We start from the raw sequence: 25,676 nt of genomic DNA, 5'->3' as shown, positions 1-25,676 counted from the left end.
GGTGGCCAGTATCAGCAGCCTCCGGGCCGCGGTCCGTAGATATCCACGGTGGTGGATTTCACGAACCAGCCGGGGTGGCTGCCTTCGGTTACCCGGAACCAGGGCGTTCCGTTGCCGTAGATGTCCTTGGTGCAATTGATAGTGAGCCGGCCCTCGGTACTTTTCACCCAACCCGCGCCACATGATGGACCGCTCGGATTGTACGTATCCGTTTGGCCGGGTTTACCGGGGCACGTACTGTTGTGCGCCTGGATCTGGGATGCCGGCGGCGGGGGTGTGGGGTCGGCGCCGGACGTGGAGGTGGCAGGTCCGCCAACGGCACCAGCCACTACAGTCACGGCACGGACCCGCAGGTTGTGGCCATTGCTCCAGCCTCCAGCGCCGGCATCGAAGCTGTTGGCCTGGCCCACGTTCTGCCAGCCACCACCGTTCATGCTCACTTCATAGCGGTTGAGCGGACGGCCGTTGGTGTTGGGGTTGTTCCAGGTCCAGTGCACCTGGCCATCACCCTTGGCTGAGGTCCGGCCGTCCACGTTGGGCGCGTTCGGCGGACCGTAGGGGTTTCCGGAGCCAATGTTCTTGGCATCCCCGGAGACGTTGTTCTTGGTGGACGTCGCGATGATGGTGACCGTGATGTCCCGGCCGTTGGTCAGGCCACCGATGGTTCCGCCGCCGGCCGGAATGCCTCCCGACTTGCCGTCCGCGTTGTACGTGTACTGGATTTCGGTGACCGTCGAGCCATTCCGCTGGGCCTGGGTCAACGGCGTAAACGTCACGCGGAGCTGACCGCTGGTGCCGGTGTCTGCCACAGTTCCGCTGCTCACCTGGCCTGGCTTGCCGGCAGCCCGGATCTGGGCTGACGGGCTGCTGGTGCCGCTGGTGCCTGCCTTGTTGGTGGCGGAGACGGTGAAGGTGTAGTTGCTCTCGGAGTTGTCCACGGTGACGTTCTGCGTGGTGCCGGAAGCTACCGGCTGCGTGGCCACCACGGCCCCGCCCCGCAGGGTGTTGAGGGTGTAGGAGGAGATCGCATCGCCGTTGTTGTTCGGCGCGGTCCAGCTGACACGCAGCTGGCTTTGGGTCCCCACCGAACCGGCATCTGCAGCGGCGGGCGCAGCAGGGGTGGCAGGTACACCGGCAGGCACTTCCGCCGAAGAATACGGGCTCCACTCGGACGGATCCTTGGCATCATTTCGGGCCAGGACCCGCACCTTGTAGGACACGCCGTTCTGGAGGCCCTTCCAGACGTAGCTGACGGCGGTGAGGTTCTGGATCTGGGCGTTCTGTCCCGGCGGGGCCGGTGAGATCTCAAGATCGTAGGTTTTGACGGGTGAGCCCTTGCTGGCCGGTGCCACCCAGTTCACGGCAAGCTGTTTGTCGCCGAATTTCAAGGTGGGCGCCAGCGGCGTATCCGGTTTGACGTCCGGGCGGACCTCGGCGGAGGCCGGGGAACGGTCAGATTCGCCGAATTCGTTCGTGGCGGTCACTTCGAAGTGGTACTTCGTATTGTTGACCAGCCCGGTCAGCGTGCAGGTGTTCGCGGGGCAGTCCTGCCTGAAGCCGGATTCGCCGTAGACCGAGTACTTGGTGATGGGCGCGCCACGGTCTGCCGGGGCAGACCAGGTGAGCAGCGCGGTCTTGTCTCCGACACTCTGCGCCTGCGGAGTTGTCGGCGCGAGGGGCTTGTCCTTGACGGTAAGCCTGATGCGGGCCGTCGCATTGCGGGAATCGTCCCCGGTCTTGTCTGCCACCGTGTAGGCAACCACCATGGTGCCGGTGAAACCGGCCGACGGCGTCACCGTCACCGAATCCCCGGACACCGTTGCGCCGCCCTGGCCCGTCTCGGTTGACGCGGAAATAATTTTCAGGGCGGTCTCGGGGAAGGGGTTCGAGTCGTTGGCCAGGACCTTCACGGTGACCGGTTTCCCCGCCGCCGAGTTCGGTTCGAGGTCGTCGTTCGCCACCGGTTTGGGCCGGTTGGAGGCCGTGACGGCCATCTGGTAGGTGGCCGTGGCCTCAAGTCCGCGCGAATCCTTAGCCTTGATCTGGACCGCACCGGAAGTGCCGGTGGCAGTGGAGCCGTCCACGGATGTCTTAAGGACCTTGCCGTCTATCCGGGCATTGAAGCCGGCCGGGCTACCGCCCACCAGTTCGTATTTCATGTTGTCCAGATCGTCCCTGTCGGGGTCCGAGGTCAGCCGGCTCAGGTCCAGGTCTGCAGACTCGCCCTTGGGTACCTCAACGTTCGCGCCCAGCAGGGTGGGAGGGTTGTTCCGGTTAGGGTCCGGCAGAACTTTCGTGCGGATGCTCAGGGTGGATTTCAGCCCTGCAGGATCGTCGACGGCGGTGCCGTCGGTAACCTCGAAGCTCAGGGAGCCAGGGCCCACATAGTCAACGCCAGCCGTGTACTTCAGCGCCGTTCCGTCACCGGAAACCGGGTTGCTGCCATCTGAACCGATGAGCTTGATCCGGTCCTTCTGGGTCAAACGGGGTGAGCGGGCTTCCCGGACTTTAACCCACTCCTTGAGGTCAACGTTGACGGATTGTCCGGCGATGACCTCAATGACCTCGTCTTTGGCCAGGGTGGGAACCTGCTGTCCCAGACCCGGCGCCCAGATGATGGCTGTAGACTTCTGGCCGTCCACGTCTTCGACGGTGTATGGGATCAGCTGCGGCTGTTCGGTCAGGTCTACAAGGATGGTACCGTCAGGCCCCGGGCGGGCAGTGAGGGCCTCGGTGCTCAGCTTAAGGTTCTCGCCGACGCCGTCGGGGTCTTCATCGTTCTTCAGAACCGGTACGTCCACCGCAGTCTTGCCCATCGCCTGGGCTGAGGTCACCCGGTCATCGCGGGCAATGGGTGCCTTCAGTGGAACCTCGTTATCCACTACCACGCGGATCGTGGCTTGGGCGATCGCGTCGCGGTCGTCGGCGATCGAGTACCGGACGTTGACCGTCCCGGCAGCGCCGGGAGCGGTCAGGATAATGCGGCCGCTGGTCCTGCTGACGGTGGCCTGGAGGGCGTCATCTGCCTCGATACCGTCCGTGAGGATGCGGATGATGTCGCCGTCGGGATCAGTGTCGTTCCCGGTGGCGTCGACGGCGATCTGCCGTCCCGGCCGGACCTTGACCTCATCATCAACGGGGGTGGGGTTCTGATTGGTCTCACCCCGCGGGGCGATGCCCACCGTCACGGTTCCGGTATTAACCGCGCCCTGTCGATCCACCACCTTGTAGCGGAATGTATCGGTTCCGGCGCCGTTACCGGCAGCGGTGAAGTCGATGAAGTTGCTGCCCACCGTGGCGGTTCCCATCGACGGGCTGCTGTCGATACCGGTCAGCTGCACGGAGTCGCCGTCGGGATCGATGCCGTCCAGCGGGACCGGGATACGAACGGAGCCCGCGGCCACCACCCGCGCCGTAAGGTTCGGGGGCTGCGGCCGGGAGTTCTCGGCGCCTTCCAGGGGAAGGATGTGGATGGTGACGGCGGCTGCGCTCTTCTGGCCCTGGGGGTCCACCGCGTTGTAGATGGCGCGAACGGTCTTTGGCTGGGGCCCGGCGATGAAGCGCAGGGTGTTTTCGGAGACGAAGCTCTTGCCGTCCAGTTCATCCACTCCCTGCGGCAGGACCGGGTCCACCGTCAATTGCTGCCCTTGTGGGTGGGTGTCGTTGTCCAGCACGGGGATGGTGACGACGTCGTTGACCCGGACGTTCACTTCGTCCGGCTTGGGCTGGGGTGCTTCGACGACGGCGGGGGCCGGGACGGGGACCACTGAGACGCTGCCGGTGGCTGACTTCTTGCCGTTGGACATGGTGTATTCAAAAAGGAACGGGTCCTTGGTGCCGAGCACATCAGTGATGCGCAGGACGCTGTGGTCGATCACGCTGACTGAGGCCGTGGTGTTGTCCGGGAGTTTCACGGACTGAAGCACCAGCACGCCGCCCGACGGATCCGAGTCGTTGGCCAGCGGATCCAACAGAACGCTGCCGCCGGTGGGCATCAGTGCCACATCGTGCACGGCCACGGGATCACCGGCGTCCTTGCCGGATTCCACGTCAACGCGGATCAGGCCCTGGCTGCTCTGCGGGCCGTTGCTGGCAATGTAGGTCAGGTAGACGGGACCGGGTGTGGTGCTGCGGAACGTGAAGGTTCCGCCGTCGGTGACGGGGCCCAATTCGGCGGGACCGTTGGCCTCCACCTGCGCCAGGCGGAGGGCACCGCCGTTGGGATCGACGTCGTTCTTCAGGGGCGCGATGACGAGGTCCTGGCCCACCACGGCAGTGACGTGGTCGGCGTTGACTACCGGGGCCAGGGCACCCGGCGGCTGGACGTTCACCACGACTTTTCCGGTGACGGTCGCCCGGCCGTCCCAGATGGTGATTTCCACGTTTTTCTTGCCGGCGGTGGCTCCGGAGTCCTGGAACGTCAGCAGTCCGTCACGGCGGACTTTGACCTGGTCCTGGTCATTGTCTGCCTTGGCGTCCAGCAGGACGAGGTCGTCTCCGTCGGGATCCACCCAGTCGGTGAGGATGTTCTGGCTGACCGTTTTGCCCTGCTCCACCAGCATGGTGGTGGAATCTCCGCCGCGTTTGAAGACAGGGGCCCTATTTTCTTCAGGCCTGACGACATTGAGGGTGACCTGCCCGCCTGCTGAAAGTCCCCGGCCGTCGGCGGCGTTGTAGCTGAACGTCTCGGTCCCGGGCCGTGCGTCCGCGGGCACGGACATCTGGAACGCGGTGCCGCCGTAGATGCTCTCCAGAGTGCCGGATTTAGGCCCTGAACCACCAACGGCGGCGGTCAGGACGTCGCCGTCGGGATCTGAATCGTTGTCCAGGACGCTGAGGATGGTGGTCCGTCCCGGGCGAACGCCCAGGGTTTCCGGTTTGGTTTCCGGCGGCCGGTTCGGTTTGGTGCGGTCCGGCAGGACATTGACTGTGTTGTTGTCCGCCGATTCCTGGTCCTGCTCATCGGATTCGTTTTTGGGCGGAACCACGTCGTCCCAGTTGTTCACCAGCTGCATGTTCTGGTTCACCAGCCACACATTCCCGGAATTCACATCGTTCAGGACCACCAGGTCCCGGTTCACCCGGAAAACATACGACGGCGACGCACTCGCCTTAGGCACGTCAACGTTCTTATCATCAGCATCATTGACACAATCCCGGACGTACTTATTCGCCCCGGACCACGCCGCATGCACACACCCGGCCAACTGCACCGGCGCCGCCGGAACACCCTCACCATCAAAGGCCACCGTCTTCGCCGTCGAACCATCCAACGGCTGCTTCAACAACGCCTTCTGCGTCGACACCGCCACAAAATCACTCGCCGGACCACCCTGCTGCAGCTTCGCATCCCGCGCGTTCTCCAACTGCAACCGCTTACCACCGGGCAGGAAAAGCTTCCCCGCAGCAGCATCCAACACCACCGGCTTATCCCCCATTACCGTGATCTGCAGGTCCCCGGCACCCTTCAACTCACCCCAGGTGCTCGAATCGCTGGACACAACTGCCCCGTCCGCGTTCACCGCCGTGACAGTCACCGCGCCGGATTTGGGGTCCGCACTGTAGATCCGGTCATCGGTACCCACCGCGGAGACCAGGCCTTCGGACCCCACCATCACGGGCTCAGATGCTTCCTGGTCGAAACCATTAACGGTGGAGGGCGACACGGCCCAGACCTTGCCGGATGCTGCGTCCGTCACTGAGATGACGCTGGCGCCGAAGCTCACCTCCGCTGAGCCCGGAAGCTGTTTGTCGCCGCCCAGGCGCATGTTCGCGGGTGAAACCTGGTTCAATGTTGAACCCGTCTCATCATCCACAAACACATCCCCGGCGTTCTGGAGAATATCGAAAGTGGTACTCGCCGGCGTGACCGCACCATCCAAAACCCGCGACGGATAATTCAGCCGACCCACCGCATTCTTGGACTTCGACACCACCCACACACCGCCGTCGTTCAACTCCACCTCAGTGGTCTTAAACCCCGGATAGATGATCGCACCGGCGACCAACACGGCGCCGGCCGCGGCAAAGGCCGACCCGGTAACGATCTTGTTGTGGCGCTTCTTGAGACCGAACTTCCCCAGCAGTGATGTCACAGCGTTACTTGTCCCTCAATTGTGTGGCTGCCCCCGTGGCGACCCCTCCAAAGACCCGATACCGGGCTCTCTGTTCCCCGCGCCAGCCTACCCAACCCGAGCCAGCACCGCGATGGGGAGCGCTCCCCTGCGGCCTGACCTGCACTTTCTTCTGTCATCCAGCTCAGCACGGCGGCACTCCCGAGTTCCCAGGCTCCCCAAGGGTGGTGGATCCTGCCACCACGTAGCGGCCCACGTTGCTGGCGGAGCCTGCCTCGATCCGGTACCAGGTCCGGATAGGGCTGGGGGTCCAGTGGTCGCTCTGGACGATGTAGCAGCGCACGATCAGGTTGTGGTTGTCGGCAACGTAGAGCCATGGCTGGCGGTGCGCATTGACGCCGTCGCAGTCGTAGTAGGGCGCTGGCCGGTAGTTCGCCCCGCCCAGGGTGTAAGTACAGGACCGGACAAAGTTCGGGTCTGCCGAACTGAGCCGGGTGGTCCACTCGCCGCGCTTACCGGAGGTGGCGCTAGCGCTGACCTGCGCGCTCCCGGTGCCTAGAGAGTTGAAGGTCTGCACCGTGATGGTGCGTGACTGTTCCCACCCGCCGGTGTTGATGGTGCGGCTTCCGGACGGCGCAACACTTTCCCACCCACCACCGCTAATGAGGATGCGGGTTTCCGCGACGTCGTTAGTGGACGTGGACGGTGAGGACCAGTTGAGGGTCACAGTCTGGTCGTTGAGGGCACCGTTCCGGCCGCTGGCCGACGGCGTGCCAGGCGAGCCATAGGGGGTCGCGGTTGCCCGGGCACTGGCATCGGAGCTGGGGGCGACGCTGGAGTTGGCCACGACCGTGATGCTGACGGCGGAGCCGTTGGCAAAGCCGCCCACCGTCTGGCCCGGGACAACCGGTCCGGTGGTCCCGTTGCTGGCGTTATAGCTGTAGCTGACTTCTTCCCTGGCAGAGCCATTGCGTTCGGCCGCTGTGAGCTCCCGAAAGTCGATCGTCAACTGCCGTCCTGCTCCGCCTGTGCTGGCAGGTGTGGCGCTGACGCCCGAGACGGTGGCGAGTTTTCCGGTGGCGCGGCGAGGGGCCGAGGGTTGGCTGACGGCGCCCTTGCCGGCCTTGTTTTCAGCTTGGACAGTGAAGCTGTATCCCGTTTCGGAGTTGTCGGCCGTGAACGTCGCAGCCCGGAGAGTACCTGCAACGGCCTGTGTCTGGGGCGCCCGTCCACCGCCGGTCATCGTGACGTAGTACTTGCTAATGGGATCGCCGTTGGTGTTCGGCTCGGTCCAATTCACGCGGAGCTGGTTCTGGGTGCCCACCGAGGATGCCACAGCCGAAGTGGGGGCTGCGGGGGCTGCAGGAACACCTGCAGGGTTGTCTTCCGCTGAGTATGTTCCCCAATCGGAGGGACCCAATTCATTGACAGCCTGAGCACGGACCTTGTACTTCACGCCGTTGGTCAGTCCGGGCCAGGTGTAGTTCAGCCCCGCTACCTCGTTCTTCATGGCGATGCCGTTCGCGGGCGGAGGGGAGATTTCAAGGTTGTAGTGCTTGACGGCCGAGCCCTCGGATTTGGCGGCCTGCCAATTGATCACCATGTTCTTGTCGCCGGCCTTAACATTGGGAGCCTCCGGTGGGGATGGCTTCTCGTCGGGCCGGATTTCGTTGGACTGCGGGGAAGCCTGGGAGTCACCCACCTCGTTCGTCGCAGTGACCGTAAAAACGTACTTCACATCGTTGGTCAGCCCGGTCAGTGTGCACGTGGTGGTGGCACATTTTTGCTCGAAGCCGGTGTTGGACCGGACGGTGTAGCCGGTGATGGCCGCGCCGTTGTCCGACTGTGGTGCCCATTTGAGCACAGCAGTCCGGCTCCTGACGTCCGTCGCGGACGGGGCTGACGGCGCGTCCGGTGCGTCGCGGACTGTCAGCCGGATCCGGCCAGCGGTCTGCCGGGACACGTCGCCGGTTTTATCCACCACGGTGTAGCGGACAACCATCACACCCTTGGAACCCGCGGCTGGGGTGACGGTGACCGAATCGCCGGCGAACGTCGGCGAACCGGCAGCCGATCCCGTTTCCACAGTGGCCGCCACGATTTTGAGCGCGGTATCGCTGAAAGGATTGACGTCGTTGCCCAGTACGTTGACGGTCTCCGTCTGTCCTGCGTTGGCCTTTTCAACGATGTCGTCATTGGCCACGGGCATTGGCCGGTTGGAAGCGACGTGGCGTGCGGCGATTGTGGCTTTGACGGCGGGTGATCGTCCGTCGGTCACGCGCACTGGGATGTTCCCCGTAAACCCTGCCGGTACCGTGTTTTCGGCACTGACCTTCAGAGTGGTTCCTTCGAGGCTTGCGGAGAACCCGGAGGGAAGTCCGCCGTCGAGCTCAAACTTGAGGTTTCCCTGGTCCTTTTCATCCACGTCCGCAGCGAGGGGCCGCAAATCCAGGGCTGCAGTTTCTGCCTTCGGAACGTCCAGGGATGCACCGCTCAAGGTGGGCGGGTGGTTTGCGTTGGGATCGGGCAAAACCCGGGTCATGATCACCAGTGTGGATTTCAGGCCCTCCGGGTCATCAGGCCCGTTGCCGTCAGTGACTTCAAAGGTCAGCGAACCGGGGCCAACGTAGTCGGCCTTGGCCGCATACCGTAGCGCTGTCCCGTCACGGCCGATCACGCCTTCCGGAGATGCGCCCTGGACTTTGACGGAGTCCGCCACGGTGATGCGGGGACTTTTGCCGTCGCGGACGCGGACGTACTCGTTGAGGTCCAGGGTAATTTCCGTGCCCGCCATGATGTCCACGGTGTCTGTTCTGGCCAGCGTTGGGTACGGCGCACCCTGGCCTGGAATCCACATGACCGCACTGGAGGCCAGTCCGTCCGCGTCAGTGACGGTGTAGGGAATGATCTGATCACCGGGAGCGAGAGTCACCACAACGTTTCCCGAGCCGCCGTCGCGGGCATTGGGGTTGCCGTCGGGCAGGGTAATACGCAGCTCTTCGGCCACGCCGTCGGGATCAGAGTCGTTTTTCAGGACGGGAACGTCTACCGCTGACTTGCCCAGCGTTTCAGCCAGGGTGACCGTGTCGTCCTTGGCAATGGGGCGCTGAAGTTGGGCATCGGGGCTGACCCGGATGCGGATGACCGCACTCCCCTGGGCCTCCTTGTCGTCCCGGATTTGGTAACGGATGCTCTCGTTGCCCGTCACCGCAGGGGCTCGGAAACGGACCTTGGAAGACTCTGTGGCTTCAACCTGAAGCTCCGGTTTTGCTTCAAACGCATCCGACAGCAACGCAATGGGGTCACCGTCCGGATCGGAATCATTGGATAGCGCCTCCACCGCCACGTTCCGGCCGGGCCTGATGTCCACGGCGTCGTCAACGGCGATGGGCTTCTGGTTATTGGGTTCAGGCGGTGCGATGCCGACAATAACGGTCCCGGTGTTTTCCGCCCCGATCCGGTCACGGACGCGGTAAGTGAAGGTGTCAGTTCCCGCTCCGTCGCCGGCAGCGGTGAACTCCAGGTAGCCGTCTTTGACCACTGCCGTTCCCATGCCGGGCGCTTTGTCGATGCCAAGGAGCTGGACGGAATCGCCGTTGGCATCGATACCGTCCATTGGCACCGGAATCTTCACCACCATGCCGGCCACAACCCGGGCCGTCAGGTTCCGCGGCTCCGGCCGGGAGTTGCGTTCATCATCGCGGGCCTGGATGCGGATAGTGACCTGTTGTGAGTCCACCTGGCCGGACTCGTTCTGGACTTTATAGATGGCGTAGACGGTTTTTGGCTCCGCACCCGCCACGAACCGCAGGTAGTCCCCGGAAACGAACATCCTGCCGTCCGCGGTGTCCGGCTGCTGCGCGAGGTCGTGGACGAGCGTGAGCTTGCGGCCGCTAGGGTCCGTGTCATTGGCGAGCACCGGGATGCTGACCACGTCGTTTGTCCGAACGGTGGCTTCGTCCGGTTTGGCCTGGGGCGCCTGGAGCTTCGTGGGCGCCGGGACCACCAGGACGGAGATCTCCCCGGTGGCGGAGGAACGCCCGTTGGAGACGGCGTACTTGATGCTCAACTGGCCTTCGGCACGGACATCCGTGATCCTGACCACGGAGTGGTCCAGTACGGCCACACTCACCGGAAGGTCTGCATCCGCGGTCACGGACTGCACCACCAGGACTCCGCCGGAAGGATCCGAATCGTTGCCCAGCACGTCCACCAGGACATTGCCGCCGGTGGGGAGAAGTGCAATGTCACGGACTGCCACGGGCGCGCCCTCATTGTTGCCGGCGACGACGTCCACGCGAACCAGTTGTTGGGCGCTGGCGGGCCCGTTCGTCACAAGGTAGGAGACGTAGTGGGCACCGAGGGAGCTGGAATTGAAGGTAAAGGTCTGCTGGTCAGGATTCAGGGTCGCCGACGACTGGGCATCCGGCGTCGCCTGGGCCAGCCTCAGCACTCCGCCTTGCGGGTCCGAATCGTTCTTCAGCGGCGTGATCACGGTGTCCGCACCGGCGACGGCAATGACGTGATCCGCGTTGGCGATCGGCGGCAGCGCGCCCGCGGCACGGACATCAACGGTGATCTTGCCTTCGGTGGCGGCCTGCCCGTCCGAGACTGTTACTGTCAGGACTTTGCGTCCCGGCGCGGTGCCTGAGTCCTGGAACGTCAGTTGGCCGTCCGGGCGGATCCTGACCTGGTCCTGCGGGTCCTGGCTCGTGGCGGATACGGCGAAGAGGTCGTCGCCGTCGGGGTCAATCCAGTCGGTGAGGATGTTCTGGGTGATGCTCTTCCCGGCCTGCAGCACCAGTGTGGTGTTGCGGTTCGGCTTCTGCCGCGGAGCAGAGTTCTCCCCCGGCGGCACGATGTTCAGGGCAACGTCCGCGGTCCCTGACAGGCCGCGGCCATCGTCCACCGTGTATTTGAAGGTCTCAGTACCGGTTTTGTCAGCCGGCACCGCGATCTGGAAGCCGGTGGCACCGTAGATCGGCGACAGGGACCCGGACTTCAGGTCCGCGTCTGCACGAACCGTCAGGATGTCGCCGTCGGGATCGGTGTCGTTGTCCAGGACCGGGAGGATTGTGGTCTTTCCGGCGCGGACGCCGAACGCATCGGGGTTGGCCACCGGTGCGCTGTTGGGCTTGGTGCGGTCCGGCAACACTGTCTGCTGGACTTCGTCGGCGGAGTCCTTGTCCGCATCGTCGGAGGTTTCCTTCGGCGGGATGACGTCGTCCCAGTTGTTCACCAGCTGCATGTTCTGGTTCACCAGCCACACATTCCCGGAGTTCACATCGTTCAGGACCACCAGGTCCCGGTTCACCCGGAAAACATACGACGGCGACGCACTCGCCTTAGGCACGTCAACGTTCTTATCATCAGCATCATTGACACAATCCCGGACGTACTTATTCGCCCCGGACCACGCCGCATGCACACACCCGGCCAACTGCACCGGAGCCGCCGGAACACCCTCACCATCAAAGGCCACCGCCTTCGCCGTCGAACCATCCAACGGCTGCTTCAACAACGCCTTCTGCGTCGACACCGCCACAAAATCACTCGCCGGACCACCCTGCTGCAGCTTCGCATCCCGCGCATTCTCCAACTGCAACCGCTTACCACCGGGCAGGAACAGCTTCCCCGCAGCAGCATCCAACACCACCGGCTTATCCCCCACCACCGTGATCTGCAGGTCCCCAGCACCCTTCAACTCACCCCACGTACTCGAGTCAGTGGACACTACTGCGCCGTCCGCGTTCACCGACGTGACAGTCACCACGCCGGATTTGGGGTCCGCACTGTAGATCCGGTCATCGGCACCAACCGCGGAGACCGTGCCCTGCGAAGCAGCCAGCACGGGCTCGGTGGACTCCTCGTCGAAACCGTTCACTGTGGAGGGTGAAAGCGCCCAAACTTTGCCCTTCGCCGCGTCCGTAACGGAAATGACTGCCGCGCCGAAGCTCACCTCCGCCGACCCCGGCAACTGTTTGTCGCCGCCCAGGCGCATGTTCGCAGGAGAAACCTGGTTCAACGTCGAACCCGTCTCATCATCCACAAACACATCCCCGGCGTTCTGGAGAATATCGAAAGTGGTACTCGCCGGCGTGACCGCACCATCCAAAACCCGCGACGGATAATTCAGCCGACCCACCGCATTCTTGGACTTCGACACCACCCACACACCGCCGTCGTTCAACTCCACCTCAGTGGTCTTGAACCCCGGATAAATGATCGCACCGGTCACCAGGAGGACGGCGGCAGCAGCAAGCGCCGTGACCGCAACGGCGCGGGAACGCAGAATGCCGCGGCGGGTGGTCCAGCCACCGCCGTCTCCTGCGGGCAGGTTTGTGGCGCGCGGATTTGTGGCGCGCGCCGTTCGGCGAAGCTTCATGGCCGGTTTCTCCCCCAAGTAATACTCCGGCCGGGCCGATATACGGTCCGCTGCAGCCGGGCACAACCGACTATAGCGGCATTCACCATCAAGTGGATAAATACGTGGCGACCGTAACGCCCTAGTCGAGGACCAGGCCTTTTCCTTGTCCGCGGGCCAGGCGTACCGGGTGGATTTCGCCGAACCCCCGGACATTCTCCGCGGGCTGCGGAACGAGAACGAATCGCTTGTCCTGGTCCAGTGCGGAAGCAGTCATTGAGTCGATCAGGACCGTTCCCGGATCCGCCAGCGTGGTGAGCCTGGCGGCGAGGTTGACGGTGGGGCCGTAGATGTCCCCCAGCCGGGACAGGATCCTGCCCCAGACCATCGCTACCCGCGCTTCCGGCAGGATCTCGTCTTCGGTGAACGCCTGCGCCAGGGCCAGCGAGATCTCGGCTCCGGCAGCCGGCGTTTCCGCGATATACAGGACTTCGTCGCCTACTGTTTTGACCAGCCGCCCTCCCCCGACGGAAATGATCTCTGCGCATTTGTTCTCAAAGCGCTGGACCAGCCGGGCGAGGGTCTTTTCATTCATCCGGCGGGAGAGGCTCGTATAGGAAACCAGGTCGGCAAAGCCGACGGCGCGGGCCAGCGGCAGGGGGGCATCGTCTTCATCGCCGTCGCGGCCTTCTTCGCTGGCCTGCAGGCCGGCCTCCGCACGCACGGCAAGGCGTTGAACGCCGGCATTGAGTTGCCGCCGCCACGAATAGACGAGCATCTCCTCCAGCGCGTCCAGCAAGGACGGCAGTTCCTTCACGAGGCGCTTGCGGGCCACAGCGTCAGTGACGCCCTGTTCGTGGACCATGTCCTCCACCAGGGCCTCGATCTGCCAGACCACCATGCGGTCTGTCATCTGTCCGATGGACCGGGTCACGGAGATGGCGGCTTCTTCGGTGAGCACCCCGGTGCGGACCAGGTCAACCACGGTGGACAGCGCGGCCTGATCCCTTTCGGTGAAGGCGACGTCCTCGTCACCGAAGTTGGGGAAACCGAGGGCACGCCACAGCTTCCGGGCCGAAAGGAGGGACAGCCCTGCCCCGGCGGCCACCTCACGGCGGCGCAGCTTCCGCTCGCCGCCCAACAGGCGGGTTTCGAGGGCCTTGGCAGCTACCCGCTCGGGAGACAGTGTGCCTGTTGCCGGGTGGGCCGTTTCGGGCACGGCGGGAACCGGCAGGTCCATTTCTTCCCGCTGGTCCTCATCGTTCATCGTCTCCACCTTCTCTCAACTCCCACGGCAACGCTTCGTCTGTGTAATCCGGTATCTCATCATTCTCCGGGCCCCCGCCGGCAGGCAGTTCATCGATTGCATCAAGCACGAAGTCCCGGAACCGTACGGCTTCCGGGACGTCCTGGATGCCCATCACGCCTTGGTACCCGGTTTCCAAGGATATATTCCCGGAGCGCAATATGCGCTGCAGCACCGACTGGTGGACCGTCACGTTGCGGATCGCGGCGAGATTGACCTGCTCATCCCGGCGCCGCACCATGCCGTAGCGGGCGATAATCCGCCTGCTCGTGAGGATGTACCGGGTTGCCTGCCACCGCAACAGCCGAGGCAGGCAATACGCCAACCATATCCACGCAGCGGCCAGGACGCATGCCAGGACGATCCACGGCGTCCAGTCAGCGGAAGCCAAAGGCAGCAACCGGGTAGCCTCGCCCCGCACGGTCCAGGCACTGACAAAGGCTGCAGCGGCGGGCGCCGCAATAAAAGCTGCGGCCGGGCCGGCCAGCTTCCTCGGCTGCGGGCGGGTAATCGTAACGACCTGCTCGCCCGGCACGAGGCCTTTACGCATAGCCGCTTTCAGCGCCCTGGCCGGGCGGGGTCCACGGGCGCAGGTGGACCACATCGCCGGCGGTGACCACATGCTCCCGGCGGTCCTTGTCCACCACCAGGAGTGAGCCGTACTCGTCCAGCCTGGATGCGTGCCCAATGATCTCGTGGTCACCGGGCAGCTGGGCGCGCACTTGTTTCCCCAGCGTCACCATGGCGGACTCCACCCGCTTGTGGAGCGACGCACCACCGGCCAGCCCGGTGGTGGGGTCGCCGTCGGCATTGCAGAAGCTACGGTAGAGCACCGTGAAGTGGGCAAGGTAGCTCTTAAGCAGCAGGGTCCGATCCACCGTCAGCGGCTCTTCCAGCGCAACGGAAGTCGCTGTGGGCACCGGGAGTTCTGATGCGGTCAACGTCACGTTCAGGCCGGTCCCCAAAATGACCGGCGGAACGGAACCGTCCTGCATAGGCCCCAGCTGGGCCAGGATCCCGGCGATCTTGCGGCCACGGACCAGCACGTCATTGGGCCACTTGAGCTCGGCCGGGATGCCCGCGGCCTCAAGCAGTGCGTCCCGCAGCGCGAGTGCGCCCAGCAGTGACAGCCACGAATACGTTTGGGTGGGCAGGGGCCTGCCCTCTGCGTTGGCGGGCCGCAGGACCAGCGACACCGACACCGAGCTCATCGGTGGCGCTTCCCAACGCCGGTCCAGGCGTCCCCGGGCGGCGGTCTGGTACTCGGCCGTCAGCACTGACAGGTCCGGCCACTCTTTGGGCTCAACGGTCACCGAGCGCAGGAGGTCGGCGTTGGTGGAGCCGGTGGAGTCCACCACCACCACCTTGGCGATGCCCGTGGCGGCAAGGAAATCCTGGTCCGCCAAAGCTCCGCGATTCAAAGGATTTCCTGGGGTGTGTGAGTCATCCATGGTTGAATCCTATCGACCCGGGCGCCGCCGCTGGCTGTTCCCGAAGCCACATGACTGGAACCGCGGCTCAGAGGAAGATGTCCGGAACCAGCCGATCCTCCGCCGCCCCGAGGCTGTACGGACGGAAGTCGGTGACACCCGCCGCGCGTAGCACCTCTTCGTCCGTGTAGAAGTTGCCGCTGGGCGCCCCCGCGCTGTCCCCGCTGCTTCCGGCCGGGTGCGCGCCGGCGAGGTTGCTGCCGGTCAGGACGGCATGGGCTGCGTCGGCCATGATCTGCGGTCCGCGGGCAGCCTGGACAATTTCCTGGCCGCCGGGCATATTCCGGATGGCCGCGGTATCGATAAGGGTGCACGGCCAGAGTGAGTTGACGTGGATGCCGTCGGCCTTGAGTTCTTCGGCAAGGCCAAGCGTAGTGAGGCTCATCCCGTATTTGGCCATGGTGTACGCCAGGTGCCTGCCCGCCCAGTGGGGGTCAAGGTTCAGTGGCGGCGACAGCGTCAGGATGTGGGCGTGGGCCGATTTGCGCAGGGCGGGCAGTGACAGCTTGGACAGCAGGAATGTCCCGCGGACGTTGATGTCCTGCATCAGGTCGTAGCGTTTCATGTCCACATCGTCTGTGGTGGACAGATCGATGGCGGACGCGTTGTTGAGCACGATGTCGATTCCGCCGAAGCGTTCGACGGCGGCCGCCACGGCTCCTGCGACGTCGTCGTCATTGCGCACATCACCCACGATTGCCAGGGCATGGCCCCCGGCGGCCTCCACCAGCTCGGCGGCGCTGAAGACAGTACCTGCCAGCTTGGCGTGCGGCTGGCCGGTCTTGGCCATCAGGACAATATTGGCACCGTCCTGTGCCGCCCGGGTGGCAATGGCCAGCCCGATGCCGCGGCTGCCGCCGGACATCAGAATGGTGCGGCCCCGAAGGGACCCGGTGGCCTGGTAGGGGGTTGCGGCGGCGGCCCGGTACGGAGTCGCGGGATCGTTGCTGGAAGTCATGGGACCACTGTAGCCGAGCTATGTTACTGGCGGGTAACATAGCTCAGCTCGCTGGAAAGTGCGGAAAATTGTAGGTTTTCTACAGTCGTCCCACGCAGATGCGTCATTAGACTAGCCAGCAGGGTTCGTCCTTTGTGTGGAATCTACTTAAATCCCGCACCTGACCTACCAGGCACCACCGCACGCAGCACCACATTGTTACAGCACCAATCTGCTACAGAGCCGGAGACAATTGATGAGCCACGATCTGACAACGACAGCGGGAAAGATCGCCGATTTCCGCGACCGCCAGGCCCGTGCAGAACAACCCTCCGGCCCCGAAGCCATCGAAAAGCAGCACGCCCGCGGCAAGAACACCGCCCGCGAGCGCGTGGACCTCTTGCTGGACGAGGGCTCGTTTGTGGAGCTTGACGCTCTGGCCGTGCACCGCTCCACCGCTTTCGGGATGGAAAAGAAGAAGCCGCTGGGCGACGGTCTGGTCTCCGGCTACGGCACAGTGGACGGGCGTCCCGTCGCCGTCTACAGCCAGGATTTTTCGGTGTACGGCGGATCGCTGAGCCAGGTCAACGGCGAGAAGATCGTCAAGGTCCAGGAATTCGCGCTGCGCAACGGCTGCCCGGTCGTGGGCATCCTCGATGGCGGCGGTGCCCGCATCCAGGAGGGCGTGGCCTCCCTGGCCATGTTTGCCGACATCTTCCGCAATAACGTCCACGCGTCCGGTGTGGTGCCGCAGATTTCGCTCATCATGGGACCGTCCGCCGGCGGCGCGGCGTACTCCCCCGCCCTCACGGACTACGTGGTGATGGTGGACAAGACCTCGCACATGTTCATCACGGGACCCGACGTCATCAAGACCGTTACGGGCGAAGACGTGGACATGGAAACCCTGGGCGGCGCCCGCCAGCACAATGCCAACACGGGCACGTCCACGTACCTGGCCTCCGACGAAGCCGATGCCATCGAGTTCGTCCGCGAACTGCTGGATTTCCTGCCGTCCAACAACCTCGCCGAGGCCCCGGTGCTGGAGCACCAGCAGGAGCTCGAGATCAACGACGACGACCTCGCGCTGGACACGCTCGTCCCGGACTCGGCCAACCAGCCGTACGACATGCGTACGGTCATCGAGCAGATCGTTGACGACGCGCATTTCCTGGAGATGCAGTCCCTCTATGCACCCAACGTCATCATCGGCTACGGCCGGGTCGAGGGACACACCGTGGGGATCGTGGCCAACCAGCCGCTGCAGTTCGCCGGGACGCTGGACATCGCAGCTTCGGAGAAGGCCGCCCGCTTCGTTCGGAACTGCGATGCCTTCAACGTCCCCATCATCACCCTGGTGGATGTCCCCGGCTTCCTGCCGGGCAAGGACCAGGAGTTCCAGGGCATCATCCGCCGCGGCGCCAAGCTGCTGTACGCCTACGCCGAAGCCACCGTCCCCAAGCTGACGGTCATCACCCGCAAGGCCTACGGTGGCGCGTACATCGTGATGGGTTCCAAGAAGCTCGGCGCGGACCTGAACCTGGCGTGGCCCACGGCGCAGATCGGCGTGATGGGCGCCCAAGGCGCCGTTAATATCCTGTACCGCCGCGACCTGGCCGCAGTTGCCGAGGCCGGCGGGGACGTTGAGGCACGGCGCACCGAGGTCATTCGGCAGTACGAAGACGAGCTGCTGAACCCCTACCAGGCCGCCCAGCTTGGGTACGTGGACGCGGTCATCGCACCGTCGGACACCCGGGGCCAGATCATCAAGGGCCTTCGCGCCCTCCGCGACAAGCGGGCGAGCCTGCCCACCAAGAAGCACGGGAACATCCCGCTGTGATGGCGCCGGATCCGGCGGTCGAAGCCGCGTTGGTTGAGCCGGGGAGCGAAACCCTTGTGCCCGCACTCCCGGTACTCTCTGTGGTCAAAGGGCAACCGTCGGCCGAGGAGCTCGCGGCGCTGACCGCCGTCGTGCTTTCCCTGGGCAGCGCGGACTCCGTGGCCGCCGGAAAGCCCACTGGCCGCGACTGGATACGCCGCCAGCAGCTGCGGCTCGCCCCGACGCCCGGTCCCGGCGCGTGGAGGCGGAGCCGGGGTTAGGCTCGTGGGGTGACTATCGAAGCCGCTCCTGCCGCCCGTCCGCACTCCGCCATCGATGCCGTGTCGGATGACTACACCGACACACTCATCCGACTTGACCCGTCGCTTGCCACCACGTTGGGGCTGCCGGGGCACGAGAGCGAGTACCCGGATTACTCCCCCGCCGGCATCGCCGCCTTCGCAGCAGCGGCCCGGAACGCCCTTGCTGCCCTGGAGGGCCTGGCGCCGCAGGACGGCGTGGATGCGGTCACCCTGGACGCCATGCGGGAACGGCTGGGCCTCCAGCTGGAAATTCACGAATCAGGCTGGGACGCGGCGTCGCTGAACAACATCGCCTCGCCCGCACAGGACATCAGGGCCATTTTCGACCTGATGCCCACCGAAACCGATGAGCATTGGGAGCACATCGCCGGCCGTGCCCTGAACGTCCCCGGCGCTCTCCGCGGCTACATCGAGTCCCTACGCCACGCCCGGGACGCCAGCAAAGTGGCGGCCGAACGCCAGGTCTCCATCGTCATCGAGCAGACCACCAAATACGCCGCCGACGACGGTTTCTTCGCCAAGCTCGCCGCCGGAGCCCGGAAGGCCGGTAGTCCCCTGCCGGCTGAAACGCAGGGAAGGCTCGACGCCGGTGCTGCAGCCGCCCGGGGTGCCTACCGGGAGTTCGCGGAGTTCCTCCGCACGGAACTGCTGCCTTCCGCCCCGCAGCAGGACGCCGTCGGCCGGGAACGCTACGCACTGGCTTCGCGCTCCTTTCTGGGCGCCGCCGTCGACCTCGAGGAGACCTACGCCTGGGGCGTCCAGGAACTGGACCGGCTCATCGCCGAGCAGGAAAAGGTCGCGTCCGCGATCAAGCCAGGGGCCAGCATCGCGGAGGCCAAGGAGGTCCTCAACAATGACCCGGCCCGCCAGCTCAAGGGCACGGAGGCCCTCAAGGCGTGGATGCAGGAACTTTCGGACAAGGCGGTTGCCGAGCTTGCCGGGGTGCACTTCGAGATCCCGGACGTGATGAAGAAGCTCGAATGCCTCATTGCCCCGACCGACGAGGGCGGCATTTACTACACCGGCCCCTCTGATGACTTCTCGCGCCCGGGCCGGATGTGGTGGTCGGTTCCGGCCGGCGAAGACACTTTCACCACGTGGGCCGAAACCACCACGGTGTTCCATGAAGGCGTTCCCGGGCACCACTTGCAGGTGGCCACCGCCACGTACCGGCGGGAACTGCTGAACAAGTGGCGGCGCAACATCTGTTGGACGTCCGGCCACGGCGAAGGCTGGGCCCTCTACGCCGAAAAGCTTATGCAGGAACTCGGCTACTTGGCCGATCCCGGCGACCACATGGGCATGCTGGACATGCAGCGGATGCGGGCAGCCCGCGTGGTATTCGACATCGGTGTCCACCTGGAACTTGAAATCCCCGAACGCTGGGGCACCGGAACATGGACCCCGGACGCGGGCTACGAATTCCTCAAGGAGAACCTGCCCATCAGCGAAGGCCAGCTCAAATTCGAGTTCACCCGCTACCTCGGCTGGCCCGGCCAGGCCCCGTCCTACAAAGTGGGCCAGCGTCTCTGGGAACAGATCCGCGCCGACCTCGAAACCCGGCCCGGCTTCGATTTGAAGGCCTTCCACACCAAGGCACTCAATGTCGGCTCCGTAGGCCTCGACACCCTCCGCCGGGCACTGCTCAGCTAACCAGGCCTGGGGCCCGGGGTGAGGTTTGGCACAGTGCCGGTGGGAATAACTTCACAATTGCCTTGTCTGACGGCGGATTTGCGCGGATTTACGGTCTTTGACCGTACGGGGATCGCGTAACATTTCTCAACATCCGTTCGCCGTGATACAAAACCCCGGCCTAGCGTGTTCTGGTGAGCACTCAAACCCGCACCCCCGAATCCGCAGGAAAGACCGGCTTCCAGCTGCCCAAGTGGGCTGGCTCGTTCGGTTTCCAGATCATCGCCGCCCTCATTGTTGGGCTGGGCCTCGGCCTGCTGGCCAAATACACGGGCAGCACCAAGGAGGCCCCCAACGGCCTTGGCGCCACGCTGCAGACCATTGGCTCCAGCTACGTTTCGCTGCTGCAGACCGCGGTGGTTCCGCTGATCTTCACCGCCGTGGTGAGCTCCATCTCGAACCTGCGCCAGGTCTCCAACGCCGCCAAGCTGGCCTGGAACACCCTGCTCTGGTTCGCCATCACCTCCCTGATCGCCGTGGTGATCGGCATCGGCCTCGGCGTGCTCCTGCAGCCCGGCGCCAACACCGGCATTACCCAGGAAGCCAAGTACGCCGGCAAGTCCGGTGACTGGTGGTCGTTCCTAATCGGACTGTTCCCCAAGAACTTCCTTGGCCTGGGTGCCAGCTCCACCGTGACCGAAAGCGCCACCGCGGCTACCACCGTCAGCACCTCTGTGAGCTTCAACGTGCTCCAGATCCTGGTGATTGCCATCGCCGTCGGCGTCGCCGCGCTCAAGGTGGGCAAGGCTGCTGAGCCGTTCCTGAACCTCAACGCCTCGGCGCTTGCCGTCATCCAGAAGGTCCTCTGGTGGATCATCCGCATCGCCCCGCTCGGCACCGTGGGCCTGATCGGCAACGCCGCAGCCGTCTACGGCTGGGACACCATCGGCGCGCTCGGCAAGTTCACCTTCGCCATTTACGTGGGCCTGGCCCTGGTGCTGTTTGTGGTTTACCCGACCCTGATCCGCTCGCACGGCCTGTCCGTGAAGCAGTATTTCTCCGGCGTCTGGCCGGCCGTGCAGTTGGCATTTGTGTCCCGCTCCTCGATCGGAACCCTGCCGCTGACCCAGCGCGTCACGGAGCGCAGCCTGGGTGTTCCCCGCGCCTACGCATCCTTCGCTGTACCGCTGGGCGCCACCACCAAGATGGACGGCTGCGCCGCGATCTACCCCGCGATCTCCGCCATCTTTGTGGCCCAGTTCTTCGGCGTCCAGCTGGACGCCAGCCACTACGTGCTCATCGCCCTCGTCTCGGTCCTCGGATCCGCCGCAACGGCCGGCACCACCGGCGCCGTGGTGATGCTCACCCTGACGCTCTCCACGCTGGGACTGCCCCTGGCCGGCGTCGGACTCCTGCTTGCGATTGACCCGATCCTGGACATGGGCCGCACCGCGGTAAACGTCGCGGGCCAGGCCCTCGTGCCCACCATCGTGGCCAAGCGCCAGGGCATCCTCGACGAGACGCTCTACAACGCACCCCGCAACGGAACTCCGTTCGTGGACGACGACGCCGACTCCGCCGCTGCGGATCCCTCCGCCATCGCCGGAGCTACTGACGCACCGGAAGCCGGACGCACACTGGCCGATGCGAAGGCCTGACGCACAGGCCTGACGCCGGCGCGCGAACAGCAGACAGGGAAGTCCCCGGGAAGTGCTCCCGGGGACTTCCCCTGTTCTGTGCCGCATGGCGCTCAGCCCAGCCTTTCGTTAGCGGCCGCCACCTCCAATGACTCCGTTCTGGACAGCTTTGGTCACGGCGTCCGCCTCGGCCTGGGTCAGCTTGCCGTCAGTGACGGCCGCATCCAGGCGCGTCTTCAGAGCCGCGGCGCGATCCGCCTGTTCAGCCGTGCGCAGCTCTTCGAGCGCCGCCGTGACCTTGGCCTCGTCAATGCCCAACGTCGCCGCGAGGGACTTCGCGAGTTCAGCCTGCTTCACGGCCGGGTCCGGCCGGGTTCCTTCAGTTTTTGTTCCGTCGGCCGGCGGAGCGGCGGGCTTGTTGGCGTCGCGGTAGGCCTTCAGGGCCTCCGTCACCTTGGCCTCATCCACACCCAGCTTGGTGGCGAGTGCCGCGGCGTCCGTACCACCGAAACCTCCGTAGCCGCCGTCGCCGTGACCGCCTCGCATGCCCTTGCCGTCGGCGGGCGCGGTGCTGGTGCTGCCGTCCGCGGAGGCGCTCGAGCTGGCGCTGGGTGTGGGCGTCGTGGTTGCCGACGCCATCCCGGCGACGCCGATCCCGGCGCCAAGTGCCAGCGCAGTGGCCGTGAGGCCAACCGCAATTCTCTTTGTGCGTACCATTCTTGTCTCCTGGATCTGCCGCCCGGTGACGGCTGGTCAAGATGTCCCAGACGGGACTCTTTCAGTCTCCGGCGGCAGCCTCAGGCTCAGCTGTCGGGAACCTTTCATCTTCCTGTGAATCAACTTGCGCGGCGTGCAAACTTGCACGTAGTGTAATTTTATGCCGGAACTTCTCTCGCGCCGTGAGCTGAACAAAGCCGCCACGCGCCAGGCCATCACCGATGCCGCGTTGACCCTGCTGCGCGCCCAAGGACCCGGGAATTTCACCGTGGAAGACATTGCCGAATCAGCCGGGATCTCGCGCCGCACCTTCTTCAACTACTTCAGCAGCACCGAGGCCGCACTGGCCTCCATGACCCACGGGTTTCTGGACAACGCCCTTCAGCAGTTCCGGCAGCGGCCAGCCGACGAGCCCATCCTCGAGTCCGCGCGCGCAGCCCTGATGCAGCTGGCCGACCCCATGACGGTGGCTCCGCTGGCCGAACTCTTCACCCTCACCCAGGACAACGCCGTCCTGTCCCGGTCCGAACTTGAGGCGTGGGACCACTGCACCGAAGAGATCATCAGCGCGGCCCGGGAACGCTTCGCCGGAACCCCCGGCGCCGCCGTCGACGAACTGTACCTGCGCGCCCTCGCCGGCTCCGTCATCTCCTGCGGGAAGGCGGCCATGGACGTGTGGTTCGCCCAATGCGGCGCCGATCTCTCCCCCGCATCGCTCGCCGTCCTGCGGCAACTGCTCATTGACGCCATGGGCCACCTCGGCTCCGGCTTCGGCAGCCCACTTCCAGCAGCCGGCCCCACCCCTACTCCACTAGCTGCCACCACCCACCCCCTCAAAGAACGGCTCTGACATGGCCCTGCTGCTCTACCGCCTCGGCAAGTTCTCCTACCGCCACCGCTGGCTGGTCGTTTCCCTCTGGCTCGCGGTACTGGTGGCTGTCGGCGGCTCCGCAGCAGCCTTCCACGGCACACTGTCCAACAACTTCCAGATCCCGGGCACCGAGACCCAGCGCATCGCGGACAAGCTGAAGCAGGAACTGCCGGCAGCGTCGGGCGGCTCTGCGACCATCGTCTTTGAAGCCCCGGACGGCGGCTTTACGGACGGGAGCCGCGCCGCCGTCACAGCCGCGCTGACCAAGCTTGGTGACCTGCCGGACGTCAAGGCCACGGTGGATCCGTTCGCCACACAAGCCCAGCTGGACCAAGCCGGGCAGGCCATCGCCGACGGCGAGCAGCAGCTTGCCGGTGGCCAGGCCCGCCTAGATGCCTCACGCGCCGAGCTCGACGCCGGCGCGGCGCAGTTGGCAGCCGCGGAGCAGCAGATGGCCGCCGGCGGCGCAACCCCAGCCATGATCGATGCCCGGCTCGGAGCCGAGAAGGCCGCCCTGGCCCAGGGCCAGGCGCAGTTCGACGCCGGCACCCACGACCTGCAGGCGGCCAAGGCCAAGCTGGACCTGGGCAAGCGGCAGGCCGAAGCTTCCGCCGGAATCCGCTTCGTCTCGACGGACGGACAGGCAGCGGTGGCACAGGTGCAGTTCAACACCTCCATCAATGCCCTGACCCCCGCAGTGCGCCAGCAGGTGCAGGACGTCGCGCATGAGACATCGTCCGCGGGTGTGACGGCACTGGCCAGCAAGGAAATCACCGAAGACATTTCAGAACTCTTCGGCACGGCCGAAATCATCGGCATCGGGGTAGCGGCCCTGGTCCTGATCCTGATGCTCGGCACGCTCATCGCCGCGGGCCTGCCGCTGCTGATGGCCGTGATCGGCGTTGGCGTCGGCGTGGGCATCACGTTCGCCCTGTCCGGCGCCTTCGAGATGAGCTCCATCTCCCCCATGCTCGCGCTGATGTTGGGCCTCGCCGTGGGCATCGACTACTCGCTCTTCATCGTCAACCGGCACCGGACCCAGCTGCTTGCCGGCATGGACCCCGAGGAATCCGTGGCCCGCGCCACCGGAACCTCGGGCAACGCGGTGCTTTTTGCGGGTCTGACGGTCATCATCGCCCTCGCCGCCCTGGTGGTGCCCGGGCTGCCGTTCCTGAGCGTGATGGGCCTGGCCGCGGCCGGCACAGTCGCGGTGGCCGTCATGGTGGCGCTCACCCTGACACCCGCCATGCTGTCCCTGATCGGCCGGCGCATCATTTCCCGGCGGGCCTGGGCCAAAGCCGATGCCCACAACGCCGAGGCCGGCCACGAGGTTGCCGACCAGGCCAAGGACGAGGAAAAGAGCACCCGTGGCTGGGGCGGCCTGGTCACCAGGCACCCCGTCGTGGCACTCGTCGCCGGTGTGCTCCTGTTGGGGACGCTGGCCCTGCCTGCCGCTCAGCTTCAGCTCGCGCTGCCCGACGGCGGCTCCGAACCTGTGGACTCCGAGGCCTACCAGGCCTATGACGTCACCGCGCGCAGCTTCGGCGAAGGCGTCACCGGACCCATTGTGGTGGTGGGCGAATTCCCGGCCGGGCTGGACGAAACCCAGGCCCAGGAACTGCAGTATGACGTCGCGGACCTCATCCGTGGCGTGGACAACGTGGTGGCAACAGTGCCGGTAGCACTGAGTGCAGATCGCCGCACGGCCGTCTTCCAGGTCATCCCGGAGGAGGGGCCCGCCAAGGCCGGCACGGTGCAAGTGGTCAGCGAACTCCGCGAACGCGGCATGCAGATCCAGGCCGAAACGGGGGTGACCATCGGCCTGACCGGGCAGACCGCCGGCAACATCGACGTCTCTTCAAAGCTTGGTGACGCCCTGCCGCCATATCTGGCGATCGTCGTCGGGCTTTCCCTCATCCTGCTGCTGCTGGTGTTCCGCTCCATTGTGGTTCCGCTCCTGGCAACCGGCGGTTTCCTGCTGTCACTGGCCGCCGCGTTCGGCCTGGTGGTGGCCGTTTACCAGTGGGGCTGGCTAGGCGGGGTGTTCGACGTCGCCAACCCCGGCGCGGTGCTGAGCTTCCTGCCGATCATCCTGATCGGTGTGCTGTTCGGCCTGGCCATGGACTACCAGGTATTCATCGCCTCCGGCATGCGCGAGTCCTACATGCACGGTGCTCCCGCCAAAAAGGCCGTACGCATCGGCTTCAGCCACGCCGGTGCCGTGGTGACCGCCGCCGCGATCATCATGGTCAGCGTATTCGCCGGCTTCATCTTCAGCCACCTGACCATGGTCCGGCCGCTGGGCTTCGCCATGGCGTTCGGTGTGCTGCTGGACGCCTTCGTGGTCCGCATGACCATCGTCCCGGCCGTGATGTACCTCCTCGGCGAAAAGACCTGGTGGCTGCCGACGTGGCTGGACCGGATCCTGCCGGATGTGGATGTGGAGGGCGCCCGGCTGGAACGCCACGAAAACAAGCCGCAGAACCTGACCGAGCCCGTCCATTAG

The 25,676-nt window shown here is 65.1% G+C and carries 13 protein-coding genes; 6 read left to right on the top strand and 7 right to left on the bottom strand.

Annotated elements, in window-relative coordinates:
• Nucleotides 1-11 precede the first annotated feature (11 nt).
• The 6 genes from ACZY1F_RS06465 to ACZY1F_RS06440 form a co-directional block, all read right to left on the bottom strand.
• Complete coding sequence (locus tag ACZY1F_RS06465; protein WP_463940921.1) at nucleotides 12-6,095, bottom strand: Ig-like domain-containing protein; 6,084 nt, start codon at nucleotides 6,093-6,095, stop codon at nucleotides 12-14.
• Nucleotides 6,096-6,258: 163 nt separating this feature from the next.
• Entirely contained in the window at nucleotides 6,259-12,459 is a 6,201-nt protein-coding gene (locus tag ACZY1F_RS06460) for an Ig-like domain-containing protein (RefSeq protein ID WP_463940920.1), read from the bottom strand.
• 121 nt (nucleotides 12,460-12,580) lie between these two features.
• Complete coding sequence (locus ACZY1F_RS06455; RefSeq protein WP_463941140.1) at nucleotides 12,581-13,678, bottom strand: adenylate/guanylate cyclase domain-containing protein; 1,098 nt, start codon at nucleotides 13,676-13,678, stop codon at nucleotides 12,581-12,583.
• A 16-nt stretch (nucleotides 13,679-13,694) separates the two neighbouring features.
• On the bottom strand, nucleotides 13,695-14,294 hold the full coding sequence (locus tag ACZY1F_RS06450; RefSeq protein WP_463940919.1) for a PH domain-containing protein: 600 nt from the start codon (nucleotides 14,292-14,294) through the stop codon (nucleotides 13,695-13,697).
• Nucleotides 14,287-15,195 (bottom strand): biotin--[acetyl-CoA-carboxylase] ligase, encoded by a 909-nt coding sequence (locus ACZY1F_RS06445; RefSeq protein WP_463940918.1) that lies wholly within the window; start codon nucleotides 15,193-15,195, stop codon nucleotides 14,287-14,289. Before ACZY1F_RS06445 ends, ACZY1F_RS06450 begins: the two co-directional genes overlap by 8 nt.
• Before the next feature lie 67 nt (nucleotides 15,196-15,262).
• Nucleotides 15,263-16,192 (bottom strand): SDR family oxidoreductase, encoded by a 930-nt coding sequence (locus ACZY1F_RS06440; RefSeq protein ID WP_463940917.1) that lies wholly within the window; start codon nucleotides 16,190-16,192, stop codon nucleotides 15,263-15,265.
• A 235-nt stretch (nucleotides 16,193-16,427) separates the two neighbouring features.
• Between ACZY1F_RS06440 and ACZY1F_RS06435 the strand changes: the two genes are divergently transcribed.
• The 4 genes from ACZY1F_RS06435 to ACZY1F_RS06420 all read left to right on the top strand — a co-directional run bounded on the left by ACZY1F_RS06435 (nucleotide 16,428) and on the right by ACZY1F_RS06420 (nucleotide 21,603).
• Entirely contained in the window at nucleotides 16,428-18,011 is a 1,584-nt protein-coding gene (locus ACZY1F_RS06435; RefSeq protein ID WP_354153855.1) for an acyl-CoA carboxylase subunit beta, read from the top strand.
• Nucleotides 18,011-18,271 (top strand): acyl-CoA carboxylase subunit epsilon, encoded by a 261-nt coding sequence (locus ACZY1F_RS06430; RefSeq protein ID WP_463941139.1) that lies wholly within the window; start codon nucleotides 18,011-18,013, stop codon nucleotides 18,269-18,271. Before ACZY1F_RS06435 ends, ACZY1F_RS06430 begins: the two co-directional genes overlap by 1 nt.
• A gap of 9 nt (nucleotides 18,272-18,280) precedes the next feature.
• Nucleotides 18,281-19,966, top strand: coding sequence for a DUF885 domain-containing protein (locus ACZY1F_RS06425; protein WP_463940916.1), 1,686 nt, complete (start codon nucleotides 18,281-18,283; stop codon nucleotides 19,964-19,966).
• A 173-nt stretch (nucleotides 19,967-20,139) separates the two neighbouring features.
• Nucleotides 20,140-21,603: a dicarboxylate/amino acid:cation symporter gene (locus ACZY1F_RS06420; RefSeq protein ID WP_463940914.1), complete on the top strand. Its 1,464-nt coding sequence runs from the start codon at nucleotides 20,140-20,142 to the stop codon at nucleotides 21,601-21,603.
• A gap of 108 nt (nucleotides 21,604-21,711) precedes the next feature.
• On the opposite strand, the gene ACZY1F_RS06415 is transcribed toward ACZY1F_RS06420, so the two are convergent.
• Nucleotides 21,712-22,299: a hypothetical protein gene (locus ACZY1F_RS06415; protein ID WP_463940912.1), complete on the bottom strand. Its 588-nt coding sequence runs from the start codon at nucleotides 22,297-22,299 to the stop codon at nucleotides 21,712-21,714.
• A 160-nt stretch (nucleotides 22,300-22,459) separates the two neighbouring features.
• Between ACZY1F_RS06415 and ACZY1F_RS06410 the strand changes: the two genes are divergently transcribed.
• On the top strand, nucleotides 22,460-23,149 hold the full coding sequence (locus tag ACZY1F_RS06410) for a TetR/AcrR family transcriptional regulator (RefSeq protein ID WP_463940910.1): 690 nt from the start codon (nucleotides 22,460-22,462) through the stop codon (nucleotides 23,147-23,149).
• A 1-nt stretch (nucleotide 23,150) separates the two neighbouring features.
• Complete coding sequence (locus ACZY1F_RS06405; RefSeq protein ID WP_463940909.1) at nucleotides 23,151-25,676, top strand: MMPL family transporter; 2,526 nt, start codon at nucleotides 23,151-23,153, stop codon at nucleotides 25,674-25,676.

It is taken from the genome of Pseudarthrobacter xylosi, from assembly GCF_055412765.1.
Note: the sequence above shows the minus strand (reverse complement) of the source record. Positions and strands in the feature narration are given on the sequence as shown.